This window comes from Halomonas flagellata (genome assembly GCF_022487945.1).
GTDB lineage: Bacteria > Pseudomonadota > Gammaproteobacteria > Pseudomonadales > Halomonadaceae > Halomonas > Halomonas flagellata.
Window position 1 is genome coordinate 1 of record NZ_JAKVPY010000010.1, and the last position, 13867, is coordinate 13867.

The window sequence follows — 13867 nt, forward strand, 5'->3', positions numbered from 1 at the left end:
TCAGCCGCTTCCTCGACGCGGTGGGCGAGCGTTACGACCTGGTGATCGTCGACACCCCGCCGGTGCTGGCGGTGACGGATGCCGCGGTGATCGGCGCGCAGTGTGGTACCACGCTGCTGGTGGCGCGCTTCCAGGTGAACCCGCTGCGGGAGGTGCAGCTGGCGGTCAGGCGGCTGGAGACGGCGGGGGTGACGGTGAAGGGGGCGATTCTCAATGCCATGGTGCGCAAGGCAGCCACCCGGTATGGCTATGGGTATTACCACTACTCCTACAAGTGAGGGGCCATTGGGGATCGCCGTCGAGGCACCGGCCGACCCGAGGAGGGCTCGGCATAGCGCTGCTGGACAGGCCGGTGCCTGGGGGCCGGATACCTTTTCCGAATGGCTACGTAAGGTCATCGGTTTGCCACCGGGGAACTCGGGTATGAAAAATATGGACCGCCGAGCTGATTGAATTGCCGGGCGGCCTATATTATTTCTTTATTCGGGATTCGGGAGCGAGAGAGCGGCCGGAGAGGTGGCATATGCCTTCATGTGGAGGCTTGGTGCCGCATGGAGGTTCCATGCTTTTGCAATGTCCACGATGCAGGGGATTTGGTGTCTACAAGGTCAAGCAACGTTGGTGGGAGCGCGCCTTGCATATCGAGCGATTCTACTTCTGTGTCGACTGCGAAGCACATCTGCCGCGCTCCAGGATGCGCGAGGTAGTGTAATGGCTCCTCGCGCCATTTTCTTTCGGTATTGCCCCCATTTCTGCCCCATCTGCTGGGCGTAGTCGCTTACTACCTGATTTGTCCCTTGAAGCACGGCGGCGAGGTGAGTTCGCGCTCCTCGGCGTCCTCGGCCTCGAGCGCCTGGAGCAGCGCTTCGCGCAGGATGGGCAGATGGGAGTCGTCCAGCTCCCTGGCGGCCGAGAGCAGGGTCAGCCGCCCGCGCCGGGCGTGGCGCATCAGCGGGATCAGGCAGTCGGGGTCGTCACGCAGTTCGCCGCGATAGCGGGCGGCGAAGACGGCATGACTGATCTCTCCCAGGTGGTACTGGCGGCGTAGTGCCGGTGATGGCGAGGCGTCCCGATACCAGTCGGTCAGTGCCAGGCTCTCGCGCCGCTTGCCACGCGGCCAGAGGCGGTCGACCAGGACCCGGGCGCCATCCTCCGGCTCGGCGGGGCGGTAGATGCGCTTGAGGACGATATCGTAGCTCATGACAGGGTTTCCTCCTCCAGGCCGGTCAACGCCTCCCGGGCACGGGGCTGCCAGTGGCCGGGCAGGGCGGCGGCGCGGCGCAGGGCATGGCGGGCGGCATTCCTGTCACCCTGGTCGCGAAGCACCAGGCCCAGGTTGAGCCAGGCCACGGCGAGCTCCGGCTGGACCGCCACGGCGCGCTGGAAGGCCCGGATGGCCCCCTGGGCATCGCCCGTGGCATGCCGCGCATTGCCCAGGGCGAAGTGGCCCAGGGCGGCCCGGGGAAAGCGCTCGACCAGGGCCTCCCAGGCGGGCCGGGTGGCCTCCGCGCCATGCAGTCGTTCGTAGGCGGAGATCGCCTCCATGGCGCGGTCTTCGGCGACCCCCGCGGGGAGTGTGCCGGGGGGCAGGGCGACGAAGGCCCAGCGGTCACTGCGCGCCCAGGTGGCATCGAAACGACGGAAGGACTCGATCCGCTCGGGTTCTTCGCCACTGTGCAGGATCAGCTCTTTGGCGTCCAGGTCATAGCCGATGGCCACGGCATAGTGCCACATCGGCCAGGCCGGCAGGGCGAGGTTCTGCATCACCAGCACGGGGTGGCCGGCATCGATCTCGGTCAGCAGCGCATCGAGGCGATTGTCGATGACGAAGGGGATGCGACCGTGTCGGCGCACGGTGGCGAGCATCTCGGGCTGGACGCTTCCCTCCCGACGGGGCGTGAAGACCTGGGGAATCAGGGTGTCGACCCCCACCTCCACACCCTCGGCATTGAGGACCATGGCCAGGGAGGCGGGACCGCACTGGTAGTCGCGCTGGGCATGGAAGGGAACCGTTTCGACTGACGCCTGACGCGGCAGTCGCTCCCGGGTGGACTCGGCCAACTGCGGCGTACCGGCACAGCCGGCCAGCAGGAGTGTCAGCAGCACCAAGGCGAGAACGCCCGCAGGGCGGGCGTTCCTTGAGGCGTCATGCAAGTGCTGCCGTGAACGGCGTGGTGTCATGGGACTCCCCGGTCAGCGAGTGAAGGGGAAGACGTTGGTCAGGCCGAGGATATCGGTGACCAGCAGGATCACGAAGACGGCGAACAGCGCTCCGACGACACTTCCGACGCCGGCGCCGGCTGGGAGCTGCTCGAGTTGTTCGGCCATCTGGGCGGCTTCCTCGTCGGACAGGGCGGCGACGCGCGCTTCCACCTCCGCGAGGTCCACGCCCTGGGCGACGAGCTGTTGCTGGACCTCCTCGCGGGCGAGGATCTCGTGGATCCGCTCGCGGTCGGTCTGGGGTCGCTCGGCGTTCAGGGCCGCCTGGGTGGAGATCAGGTCGCTGCCCGGCGTGGCCTGGGGAGCCGCGGCAACGGGGAGACTGCCCAGCACCAGGGCGGCGATGAGCAGCGGGCTGAGGTAACGGCAGATCTTCTTCATCATCGTGGTGTTCCTTCTTCTTGGGTTTGGCTTCCGGCTCCTTGATGATCCACGCGTCGCGTCCAAGCGAGGCAGCGGTCGAGACGTGCATGCAACGATGCGTCACCAGTATAGGCAAAAATGGCCTGGAGTTTCATGCCGTTGGCATCAACGGATGGCGTCGGGGCAAGGGCAGTGTGCCCTCCGGCGTACGCATCGTCAGGCGATACGGTAGGAGGAGGGCAGTTCGGCGAGCAACCCGCGCCCTCCGGCGAGGGTCAGGGCGAGGTCGTGCAGGCCGTCCTGGACCGGCAGTCGCGAGGCGCCCTTGATGGCGAGATCGAGGCGCTGGGCGAACAGCAGTAGCTTGTGCAGGCGCTTCACCGGCAGGCGAGCCAGGGCCTGCTGATAGGCGGGGCGGCGCTTTTCGAAGATCGCCGGCTTCTGCGACTTGCAGGCGTGCTCGAAGCTCTGTCCCTGGTCCAGGTGCTGGTGCAGCGAGAGCAGGGTGCGCAGTTCGCGGGTCAGGGCCCAGAGGATGATGGGCGTCTCGACGCCTTCGCCGCGCAGTCCGGCCATGATGCGGGAGACCCTCGCTCTTTCGCCCCTGAGGCAGGCATCGACCAGGGTGAAGACGTCGTAGCGGGCGCTGTCCTCCACCCCGCCGGCGATCTCCCGGGGCGAGACGCGAGTGCCGGGAGGCACCAGCAGCGCCAGCTTCTGCAGCTCCTGGTCGGCGGCCAGCAGATTGCCCTCGGTGCGTTCGCCGAGCAGGCGGGCGGCGTCCAGCTCGAGGGTCAGGCCGTGGCGGCTGGCCCGGTCGCGTAGCCAGAAGCCCAGCCGCGAGGCATCCACCGGCCACACCGGCACGAACAGCCCGGCCTTGTCGAGGGCCTGGAACCAGGCGCTCTTCTGCTGGCGGAAGTCGAGCTTGCCCATGGCGATCAGCAGCACGTTGTCGCTGTCCCCGAGCCCGTCCACGTACTCCTTCAGTGCCTTGCCGCCCTCCTGGCCCAGGTTGCTGCCGGCCAGGCGCAGTTCGATCAGCTTGCGCGAGGCGAACAGCGACAGGCTGGCGGACGCCTCCCGCAGTCGTCCCCAGGCGAAATTGGCTTCCACAGGCAGGATCTCTCGCTCCTCGATGCCGGCGTCTCGTGCCGCGCCACGCACCGCATCACAGGCTTCCATATGCTGCAGGGGTTCGTCGCCGGCGACGATCACCACCGGCGGCAACTTCTTCGTCAGCGCCTCGGGCAGCTTGTCGGCATAGATCTTCATGCGTCGGTCATCGCCCGGAGCCGGTCGAGGAGACGGGTCACTGCCTCCCGGCGAAGCCGGTCGCGCGTCTCCGCGCGGATGTCATCCTGGGCCAGCAGGTTGTCGTCGGTCACCGTGAAGCGGGTGCTGACCTCGAGCCGCTGCTGGTCGAGCAGGTAGGCGCCGTCGCTGCGGCGCTGCACCGAAAAGGGCGCCGTCAGTTCCATTTCCAGCTCGCGGGGGCCACTCTCGAGCACGCCCAGGCGCCGTTCACGGAAGGTCTCGTCGCCCAGGTTGAGGGCCAGGGGGGCGCCATCGTGGACCCGGGTGCCGGCGGACGCGAGGCGTTCGACCGTCAGCCGCGCGAGGTCGCTGTCGGGGCCGGCGAGCGCGAGCTCGGGGAGCACCGCCTCGGGGGTGGCCAGGCCGCGCAGGTGGAAGCCGCAGCCGGCCAGCGCCAGGGAAGTGCCGGCGGCCAGTCCGAGGTGTAGAAAGGTTCGGCGCTGCATGGGTCTCTCCCTGTCTCGCTGCTCAGCCCACCACGACATTGACCAGCTTGCCGGGCACCACGATCACCTTGCGGATCGTCTTGCCCTCGGTATGGCGCTGCACGTTCTCGGCGGCGAGCGCCCGGGCCTCGACGGCGGCCTTGTCGGCATCCGCGGCCACCTCGATACGGGCGCGCAGCTTGCCGTTGACCTGGACCACCAGTTCGATGCTGTCGCGGGCCAGGGCCGACTCGTCGTGCACCGGCCAGGCGGCATCGATGACCGGCTCGTCATGGCCGAGCTCGCGCCACAGGGCGTGGCAGGCGTGCGGGGTGATCGGTGCCAGCAGCAGCACGCAGGCCTCCACGGCCTCGCGGGCCACGGCCAGGCCCTGGGGCGAGGCGTCGTCGTCGCCGTCGTTGTGGAAGCGCGACAGGGCGTTGGAGAGCTCCATCACCGCGGCGATGGCGGTATTGAAGGTGGTCCGTCGGCCGATGTCGTCGCTCGCCTTCCTGATGGTCTCGTGGGTCTTGCGCCGCAGCTCGCGCTGGGCGTCGGTCAGGGCGTTGACGTCGAGCGTGCCGGGACTACCGGCGTCGAGGTGCTCGCTGACCAGTCGCCACAGGCGCTTGAGGAAGCGGTTGGCACCCTCGACACCGGAGTCGGACCACTCGAGCGACTGCTCGGGGGGGGCGGCGAACATCATGAACAGGCGCACGGTGTCGGCACCGAAGCGGTCGATCATCGACTGGGGGTCGACGCCGTTGTTCTTCGATTTGGACATCTTCTCGATGCCGCCCATCTCCACCGGCTGGCCGTCGGCGATCAGGACGGCACTGATCGGGCGGCCCTTGTCGTCGCGCCTGACCTCGACGTCGGCGGGGTTGAACCACTCCTTGCCGCCGTTCTCGGTGGTGCGGTAGAAGGTCTCGGCGATCACCATGCCCTGGGTCAGCAGTTGCTGGAAGGGCTCGTCGGAATCGACCAGGGCGAAGTCGCGCATCAGCTTGTGGAAGAAGCGTGCGTAGAGCAGGTGGAGGATGGCGTGCTCGATGCCGCCGATGTAGAGGTCCACCGGCAGCCAGTAGTTGGCGCGCTCGTCGAGCATCGCTTCCGGGTTGTCGGCGCAGCAGAAGCGCGCGTAGTACCAGGAGGACTCCATGAAGGTGTCGAAGGTATCGGTCTCGCGAACCCAGCCGTCGCCGAGGTCCGAGAATTCCGGCATCTTTTTCAGCGGCGAGCCGGAGGCGTCGACGGTGACCTCCATGGGCAGGGCGACGGGCAGCTCGTCGTCGGTGAGCGGCACGGTCTGGCCTTCCGGGCCGTACTTGACCGGGATCGGCGCGCCCCAGTAGCGCTGGCGCGCCACGCCCCAGTCGCGCAGGCGGAAGTTGGTTTTCACCTCGCCGCGACCGAGCGACTCGAGCTTGGCGGCGATGGCGTCGAAGGCGGCCTGGAAGTCGAGGCCGTCGAACTCGCCGGAATTGATCAGGATGCCGTAGTCGTCATGGGCACCCACGGAAAGGTCCGGGGCCTGCCCGCTCTCGTCGGCGATCACCGCCTCGATGGGCAGGCCGTACTTGCTGGCGAACTCCCAGTCGCGCTGGTCGTGGCCGGGCACCGCCATCACCGCGCCGGTGCCGTATTCCATGAGCACGAAGTTGGCCACGAAGACCGGGAGCTCGCGGCCGGTGAGGGGATGCACCGCCACATGGCCGGTGGGCATGCCCTTCTTCTCCATGGTGGCGAGCTCGGCTTCCGAGGTGCCGCCGTGGGAGCACTCCTCGAGGAAGGCCGCGAGTTCGGCATTGCCCTCGGCGGCCGCCTTGGCCAGCGGATGGCCGGCGGCCACGGCCACATAGGTCACCCCCAGCAGGGTGTCGGGGCGCGTGGTGTAGACACGCAGCGGCTCGAAGGCGTCGCCGTCGTGGTCGGCGATGTCGAAGGCCATCTCTACGCCCCGCGACTTGCCGATCCAGTTGCGCTGCATGGTCTTGACCTGCTCGGGCCACTCCACCTTGTCGAGATCGGCCAGCAGCTCCTCGGCGTAGTCGGTGATCTTGAGGAACCACAGCGGGATTTCCTTGCGCTCCACCGGGGCGCCGGAGCGCCAGCCGCAGCCGTCGATCACCTGCTCGTTGGCCAGCACGGTCTGGTCGACCGGGTCCCAGTTGACGGTGGACATCTTCTTGTAGACCAGGCCCTTCTCCAGCAGCTTGGTGAAGAACCACTGCTCCCAGCGGTAGTAGTCGCTGTCACAGGTGGCGAACTCGCGGCTCCAGTCGTAGGCGAAGCCCAGCGCCTTCAGCTGGCGGCGCATGTAGTCGATGTTGTCGTAGGTCCACTTGGCCGGCGGCACCCGGTTCTGGATGGCGGCGTTCTCGGCGGGCATCCCGAAGGCGTCCCAGCCCATGGGCTGCATGACGTTCCTGCCCTGCATGCGCTGGAAGCGCGAGACCACGTCACCGATGGTGTAGTTGCGCACATGCCCCATGTGCAGCTTGCCGCTGGGGTAGGGGAACATCGACAGGCAATAGAACTTCTCGCGGCTGGCATCCTCCACCGCCTTGAAGCACTGGTGCTGGTCCCAGAACTGCTGGGCATCGCGTTCGATATCGAAGGGCTTGTACTGTGCGTCCATCGCTGTCTAGGGGTACCTTGCAAGTCAGGCGCACCGCTTGCGGGCGCTGCGCGGGTCAAAACGGGCATTGTCCGGTGTCATGGTCCCGTCGCCAAGATGCGTCAAGACATTGAACTGCCGGCAGGATGTCGTCTAAATGGTAGGCAAGGATACCCCAGCACGGCAGGGTCCGGCTATGCCCGGGCCCATCGCCTCGAGAACGGAAGGAGCAGATCATGAGCGAGCAGAAGGATCCCCGTCACGACCGCCGCCTGCGCGAAGGCTACGAGCGCATGCTGGGCCGCATCAAGGAGGGCGCCCACGAGCTGACCTGGGAGAACCTGCAGCAGGAGCTCGACGACGCGGTGGAGTTCGAGGCCGAGCTGGAGGAGTTCACCAAGGACGAGCTGTCGCTGCTGCGTGCCTGGGTCGAGCGCGACCTCAAGGAGATGCGCCGCTACCTGGGGGCCGGCGGCGAGAGCGTGGCGACCTGGCTCGGCATCGATCTCTCCATGCTGTCACGCAAGGTGGTGGAGTCGCTGTTCTCCATCGCCGATCGCAGCCGGATCGAGCGCGAGCGGTTCGAGGAGGACCTGGAGGCCGCCCGCGCCGACTACTGCGAGGGCGAGATGGCGGCCCCCGGGCGCATGGCCTGCGTGCACTGCGGTGCCGTGGTCAACCTGGAGGGGGTGGCGCGCATCGGGCCCTGCCACCAGTGTGGCCACCGTTACTTTGCGCGTGCGCCGCTGGAGTGACCGCAAACCCCCTATAGCCAGGCGTCCAGCCCCAGGATGGCCGCGACGACCAGCACGGCCATCGCCGCCGCATAGCCGAGATTCTGGCGCATCATCCGCGAGCCGCTGACGCCATAGCGCCCCTGGAGGGAGAGGTTGATGCCCGACAGGGGGCCGACGCTGGTGCCCACCGCCCAGGACGCCAGCGCCACGAAGGCGAACAGCGTCTGGCGGCCGGCATCGAGCTCCAGCATCGAGGCCAGTACCGAGACGCCGATGATGGGATGCAGGCCGAGGACCGCGCTGGCGACGATGGCGAGGAAGCTCGCCACTGCCTCGAGGGGGCCGAAACGGACGAAGAGCGTCCACTCGCTGCCGGTGGTGGCGGCGATGAAGGTGGAGAGCCCCTGGGTCAGCAGCCCCGCACAGAGGAACAGCGAGATCTCCCCGCGCATCGCCGGCAGCCGATGCAGGCTGTGCAGCCGCACCCGTCGCAGCGTCCAGCGCGGCCCCTTCGGCAGGTTGGAGGCGAGCGCCACGGCGGGCAGCAGGAAGGTGATGATGCTGACGATGCTGAGTCCCGGCGTCAGCCCGTAGTGGAAGAGCATCACCAGGGCGGCCATCGAGACCGGCATCAGCAGGCTCGACGGCGACAGCGAGAAGCCCGCGGTCTCCGCGAGGTCGAAGCGGCGCGACAGGTCCACCAGGCTGAGCCCCCCCGCGCACAGCGCCAGTGGTAGCCCGAAGGCGACCACGGTCGAGAAGCGCATCTCGGGCGCGAGGGTCATCACCACCCCCATGGAGGCGAAGAAGGGCGACCAGAGCGCGGCGCTCGACAGCCCGCGGTTGAGGGCCAGCAGCTGGGGCGTGGTCAGCGGGCCGTTGCGCTGCAGCCGGTCGCCGATCATGAAGACCGTGGAGAGGTTGAGGATCGCCCCGAGCAGGTGCACGCCCAGCCAGGTGCCGGCGATGCCACGCCCACCGGTCACCGGGTGCCCCAGGGGGCGGACGTTGCCGCGGCGGTTGCCGATCAGTCCGATGAAGCTCACGCCCACCAGCATCGCCACCACATAGCTGTTGCCGTCGAGCGTGCGCGGCCAGGCGACATAGGCGCCATACCGCCACTGCGCCACGATCAGCAGCCCCAGCCCGATGCCCGCCAGGGCGCCGGCCTGACGGCGCGTGCGCCGCGGCAGGTCGGGCCAGAGCAGCAGCACCGCCAGCCAGAAGCCGTAGCTCACCGGTTGGGGGGCGATCGGCAGCCCGGCGAAGCGCAGCACCTGCAGCACCAGCCCGGCGAGGATCAGGCCGCCGGCCAGGGCATGGCGGAACGGGGGAGGGCTGGCGTCGCTGTCGGTCACGGTGGCGGGGCTCCGGAAGATATGCTGAGCAGCCTAAACAATTCAGCGCCTGTCCCGCCACTCGCTGGCGCCGGGCTCGCGGGCGGCCTCCAGCTCGTCGATCATGGCCCGGGCGGCGTTGGAGAGGGTACGGCTCTGGTGCACCAGATAGCCCAGGGGGCGGTGGATGGGTGGATGGTCGACCGTCAGCACCCGCAGCTCGCTGGTCACCAGGCCCTCGGGAAGCAGGCTCCAGCCCAGGCCGATGGCGCTCATCATCCTCAGGGTCTCGAGGTAGTTGGTGGAGAGCGCCACGGGCAGGGTGAGGCCGACAGCGGCGAAGCGTGCCTCGATCAGGGTGCGGGTGAACGTCAGCGGACCGGGCAGTACGGCATCGAACTCGCAGAGCTCGTGGAGCGTCAGGCGCTCACGGCCGGCCAGGGGGTGGTCGGGGGCACAGACGAAGCAGAGCCGGTCGATCCAGATCGGCACCACCTCGAGATGCTCGTCGGGGTGCGGGGCGAGGGTCACTACGGCGATCTCCAGCTCGCCGTCCAGCACCCCCTGGTAGGCCTGCTCGGAATCCAGGAAGTGCAGGTCAAGGCGCACCCCGGGATGCCGGCGGGTATAGGCCTTGAGTAGCGGCGGCAGTCGGTGCAGCCCGATATGGTGGCTGGTGGCGAGCGTCAGGCTGCCGCCCACGTCGCCGGCGAGGTTGCCCAGGGCCCGGCGGCTGTCGTCCACCATCACCAGGATCTGCCGGGCCCGGGGCAGCAGGAGCCGGCCGGCCTCGGTGAGGGTGACGCGCCGGCCAATGCGGTCGAACAGCCGGGCATCGATCTGGCCCTCGAGCACGGCGATGCGCTTGCTCACCGCCGGCTGGGTCAGGTGAAGCTGTTCGGCGGCCCGGGAAAAGCTGCCACTGTCGGCCACGGCGAGAAAGGCCTGAAGGCTCTGGGTATCCATGGTTCGGCTCCGGCATGGCGCTGAGATTCCAATGTGGAATCCATTCAATAAATAACATGAATTGATTTTATGGGCGAGTCGCAGGACACTGCATGCATACGCTGAGGCTGCCCCTATGGGGTCAGACCCCAGCCGAGTCACGAAGCCTGCCGTGATGCAGGTTTCGAGCGTACACGACACCGCCGGGGTCTGACCCCATAGGGACCCGCGGGCCAAGCCCGAGCGGCGCCGGGGACAGAGCGAAGCGGAGGTCATTCTTCATGGATGAAGAATGTAGCGCCCAGGGATGGGTTTACAGCGCCTCCGCGACGCCCTGTCGACGGAAGAGCCGCGAAAGGCAGCAAACGACCGGATTCAGCTAAGAGGGCCGAAGGCCCGGGAGAACGACATGGCAGGCCAGACACTCTACGACAAGCTGTGGTCGCAGCACCTCGTCAAGGAGCGCGACGACGGTACCGCGCTGATCTATATCGACCGCCAGCTGCTCCACGAGGTGACCTCGCCCCAGGCCTTCGAGGGGCTGCGCCTGGCCGGCCGCAAGCCGTGGCGCCTCGATGCCAACCTGGCGACCCCGGACCATAACGTGCCGACCACCGTGATCGAGCGCGCCGAAGGCAATGCCGGCATCAAGGATCCGGTCTCGCTGATCCAGGTGCAGACCCTGGACGACAACTGCGAAGCCTTCGGCATCGAGGAATTCCGCATCAACGACGCGCGCCAGGGCATCGTGCACGTGGTGGGCCCCGAGCAGGGCGCCACCCTGCCGGGCATGACGGTGGTGTGCGGCGACTCCCACACCGCCACCCATGGCGCCTTTGCGGCGCTCGCCCATGGTATCGGCACTTCCGAGGTCGAGCACGTGCTGGCGACCCAGTGTCTGCTGGCCCAGAAGATGAAGAACATGCAGGTACGGGTGGAGGGCAGGCTCGGCACCGGTGTCACCGCCAAGGACATCGTGCTGGCCGTCATCGGCCGCATCGGCACCGCCGGCGGCACCGGCTATGCCATCGAGTTCGCCGGCAGCGCCATCCGCGATCTCACCATGGAGGGACGGATGACGGTATGCAACATGGCCATCGAAGCCGGTGCCCGGGTGGGCCTGATCGGCGTCGACGACACCACCATCGAGTATCTGCGCGAACGGCCCTTTGCCCCGACCGCCGAGCAGTGGGATGCCGCCGTGGCCGACTGGCGCCACCTGGTCTCCGATGACGACGCCGCCTTCGACAAGGTGGTGGAGCTCGACGCCGCGGCGATCGAGCCACAGGTGAGCTGGGGCACCAGCCCCGAGATGGTCACCGGGGTCTCCGGCGAGGTGCCCGATCCGGCCGAGGCCCCCGATGAGACCGTCCAGCGTAGCTATGTGCGGGCCCTGGAGTATATGGGGCTGGCGCCGAAGCAGAGGATCACCGATATCCGCCTCGACAAGGTGTTCATCGGCTCCTGTACCAACGGGCGCATCGAGGACCTGCGCGAGGCGGCCAAGGTGGCCAAGGGCAAGAAGGTGGCCGACTCCATCATGCTGGCCATGGTGGTGCCGGGCTCCGGCCTGGTGAAGCGCCAGGCCGAGGCCGAGGGGCTCGACAAGATCTTCACCGAGGCGGGCTTCGAGTGGCGCGAGCCGGGCTGCTCCATGTGCCTGGCCATGAATGCCGACAAGCTCGGCACCGGCGAGCACTGCGCCTCCACCTCGAACCGCAACTTCGAGGGGCGCCAGGGCTACGGTGGGCGCACCCATCTGGTCAGCCCGGCGATGGCCGCCGCGGCGGCCATCGCCGGCCACTTCGTCGATGTGCGGAGCATCGACGACTCTCAATCATCCGTGCAGGAGGCCTGAGCCATGCAGAAGTTCGAACGTCTCGAAGGCCTCGTTGCGCCGCTCGACCGGGCCAACGTCGACACCGACCTGATCATCCCCAAGCAGTTCCTGAAGTCGATCAAGCGCACCGGCTTCGGCGTCAACCTGTTCGACGAGCTGCGCTATCTCGACGAGGGCCAGCCCGGCCAGGACTGCTCGAAGCGCCCGCTGAATCCCGACTTCGTGCTCAACCAGGCGCGCTACCAGGGCGCGAGCGTCCTGCTGACCCGGCGCAACTTCGGCTGCGGCAGCTCGCGGGAGCATGCTCCCTGGGCGCTGGAGGACTTCGGCTTCCGGGTGGTGATCGCCCCGAGCTTCGCCGACATCTTCTACAACAACGCCTTCAAGAACGGCATCCTGCTGATCCCCCTCCCCGAGGAGACGGTGGATCGCCTGTTCAAGGAGGTCGAGGCCAGCGAGGGTTATCGGCTCGACGTGGACCTCGAGAACCAGCGGGTCGTCACGCCCACGAGCGAGGTTCTCGAGTTCGAGGTCGATGCCTTCCGCAAGCACTGCCTGCTCGAGGGGCTCGACGACATCGGCCTGACCCTGAAGGACGAGGAGGCGATTCGCGCCTTCGAAGAGAAGCATCGGCAGGCGCGCCCCTGGTTGTTCCGCGATACCGCTCAGGCTTGATACAAACTCGTTGCATCGGCCGGGTGACGGGGCTGATCCGGCGGCAGGCCTGCGAGGAGGCGCTGTGAACCCTTCCTTGGGCGCTACATTTGCCATCCATGGCAAATGACCTCCTCTTCGGCCTGCCCCCGGCGCCCCTCCTGTTGCCCTGCTGGCTGTGACGGCACAAGGACGAAACCATGACACAGAAGATTCTGGTACTGCCGGGCGATGGCATCGGTCCCGAGATCACCGCCCAGGCCAGCCGCGTGCTGGCCGCCTGCCAGGCCCGCGGCCTCGACGTCGAGGTCGAAGAGGCCCTGGTCGGCGGCAGCGCCTACGACGCCCATGGCGAGCCGCTGCCGGCCGCGACCCTGGAGAAGGCCAGGGGTGCCGACGCCATCCTGCTGGGCGCCGTGGGCGGCCCGAAGTGGGACACCATCGAGGACCTGGCCAAGCGCCCCGAGAAGGGCCTGCTCGGCCTGCGCAAGAACCTCGGCCTGTTCGGCAACCTGCGTCCGGCGATCCTCTACCCGCAGCTCGCCGACGCCTCGAGCCTCAAGCCCGAGGTGGTGTCGGGGCTGGACATCATGATCGTGCGCGAGCTGACCGGCGGCATCTATTTCGGCCAGCCCCGCGGCATCGAGGAGCGCGACGGCGAGCGGGTGGGCTTCAACACCTATGTCTACGCCGAGTCCGAGATCGAGCGTATCGGTCGCGTGGCCTTCGAGATGGCTCGCAAGCGCCACAAGAAGCTCTGCAGCGTCGACAAGGCCAACGTGCTCGAGGTCACCATCCTGTGGCGCGAGGTAATGGAGCGCCTGGCACCGGAGTATCCCGACGTCGAGCTCTCGCACCTGTATGTCGACAACGCCGCCATGCAACTGGTGCGGGCCCCCAAGCAGTTCGACGTGATCGTCACCGGCAACATGTTCGGCGACATCCTCTCGGACGCCGCGGCGATGCTCACCGGCTCCATCGGCATGCTGCCCTCGGCCTCGCTCAACGAGTCCGGCCAGGGCATGTACGAGCCCTGCCACGGCAGCGCTCCGGACATCGCCGGCCAGAATGTCGCCAACCCGCTGGCGACCATCCTCTCGGTGGCCATGATGCTGCGCTATTCGCTGAACGAGCCCGTGCTCGCCGAGCGCATCGAGGCCGCCGTGGGCAGGGTGCTGGACGACGGTCTGCGAACCGCGGATATTGCCTCGGCAGGCACTCGCACCGTCTCCACCACGGAGATGGGTGACGCCGTGCTGGCGGCCTTCGAGGCCCAATAGGCTCAAGGGTTATCGCATTTCGCAGGCTTGCCGCCAGATCAGCCCCGAGCGGTCTGTCCATCGGCACTAGTCCTGCCTTGGCGTGAGCCTGCGATCCCTTCCGGCTTCCTGTATAATATGGACCACATT

The 13867-nt window shown here is 67.7% G+C and carries 12 protein-coding genes and 1 pseudogene; 5 read left to right on the forward strand and 8 right to left on the reverse strand.

The window, feature by feature from the left end; all coding sequences use genetic code 11:
* A pseudogene (locus tag MKP05_RS10005) lies at positions 1 to 278 on the forward strand (tyrosine-protein kinase); the annotation flags it as partial.
* A 503-nt stretch (positions 279 to 781) separates the two neighbouring features.
* Here MKP05_RS10005 and MKP05_RS10010 read toward each other — a convergent pair.
* The 6 genes from MKP05_RS10010 to leuS form a co-directional block, all read right to left on the reverse strand.
* The gene (locus MKP05_RS10010; protein WP_240568158.1) at positions 782 to 1201 is read right to left on the reverse strand and encodes a DUF488 domain-containing protein; all 420 of its coding nucleotides are present in this window, start codon (positions 1199 to 1201) and stop codon (positions 782 to 784) included.
* Complete coding sequence (locus MKP05_RS10015; RefSeq protein WP_439108977.1) at positions 1198 to 2106, reverse strand: PA2778 family cysteine peptidase; 909 nt, start codon at positions 2104 to 2106, stop codon at positions 1198 to 1200. The genes MKP05_RS10010 and MKP05_RS10015 overlap by 4 nt, the downstream gene beginning before the upstream one ends.
* Positions 2107 to 2193: 87 nt before the next feature.
* Positions 2194 to 2601: a PA2779 family protein gene (locus MKP05_RS10020; RefSeq protein ID WP_110284027.1), complete on the reverse strand. Its 408-nt coding sequence runs from the start codon at positions 2599 to 2601 to the stop codon at positions 2194 to 2196.
* 198 nt (positions 2602 to 2799) lie between these two features.
* Positions 2800 to 3858: a DNA polymerase III subunit delta gene (gene holA / locus MKP05_RS10025; protein WP_240568159.1), complete on the reverse strand. Its 1059-nt coding sequence runs from the start codon at positions 3856 to 3858 to the stop codon at positions 2800 to 2802.
* The gene (locus tag MKP05_RS10030) at positions 3855 to 4346 is read right to left on the reverse strand and encodes an LPS-assembly lipoprotein LptE (RefSeq protein ID WP_240568160.1); all 492 of its coding nucleotides are present in this window, start codon (positions 4344 to 4346) and stop codon (positions 3855 to 3857) included. The genes holA and MKP05_RS10030 overlap by 4 nt, the downstream gene beginning before the upstream one ends.
* Positions 4347 to 4368: 22 nt before the next feature.
* Positions 4369 to 6966, reverse strand: coding sequence for a leucine--tRNA ligase (gene leuS, locus MKP05_RS10035; RefSeq protein ID WP_240568161.1), 2598 nt, complete (start codon positions 6964 to 6966; stop codon positions 4369 to 4371).
* A 215-nt stretch (positions 6967 to 7181) separates the two neighbouring features.
* Here leuS and MKP05_RS10040 point away from each other — a divergent pair, with 215 nt between their 5' ends.
* Positions 7182 to 7700: a zinc ribbon-containing protein gene (locus tag MKP05_RS10040; RefSeq protein WP_240568162.1), complete on the forward strand. Its 519-nt coding sequence runs from the start codon at positions 7182 to 7184 to the stop codon at positions 7698 to 7700.
* Between the two features lie 11 nt (positions 7701 to 7711).
* Here MKP05_RS10040 and MKP05_RS10045 read toward each other — a convergent pair whose 3' ends face one another.
* Both MKP05_RS10045 and MKP05_RS10050 read right to left on the reverse strand, forming a co-directional pair.
* Complete coding sequence (locus MKP05_RS10045; RefSeq protein WP_240568163.1) at positions 7712 to 9040, reverse strand: hypothetical protein; 1329 nt, start codon at positions 9038 to 9040, stop codon at positions 7712 to 7714.
* A 42-nt stretch (positions 9041 to 9082) separates the two neighbouring features.
* Positions 9083 to 9985 carry a LysR family transcriptional regulator gene (locus tag MKP05_RS10050; protein WP_240568164.1) on the reverse strand — a complete coding sequence of 301 codons (903 nt, stop codon included), beginning with the start codon at positions 9983 to 9985 and terminating at the stop codon, positions 9083 to 9085.
* Positions 9986 to 10373: 388 nt separating this feature from the next.
* Here MKP05_RS10050 and leuC point away from each other — a divergent pair, with 388 nt between their 5' ends.
* The 3 genes from leuC to leuB all read left to right on the forward strand — a co-directional run bounded on the left by leuC (position 10374) and on the right by leuB (position 13738).
* On the forward strand, positions 10374 to 11822 hold the full coding sequence (leuC, locus tag MKP05_RS10055; protein WP_240568165.1) for a 3-isopropylmalate dehydratase large subunit: 1449 nt from the start codon (positions 10374 to 10376) through the stop codon (positions 11820 to 11822).
* 3 nt (positions 11823 to 11825) lie between these two features.
* Entirely contained in the window at positions 11826 to 12479 is a 654-nt protein-coding gene (gene leuD, locus MKP05_RS10060; protein ID WP_240568166.1) for a 3-isopropylmalate dehydratase small subunit, read from the forward strand.
* Between the two features lie 179 nt (positions 12480 to 12658).
* A complete protein-coding gene (gene leuB, locus MKP05_RS10065) occupies positions 12659 to 13738 on the forward strand; it encodes a 3-isopropylmalate dehydrogenase (RefSeq protein WP_240568167.1) in 1080 nt (359 codons plus the stop codon).
* The last annotated feature ends 129 nt before the right edge of the window (positions 13739 to 13867 follow it).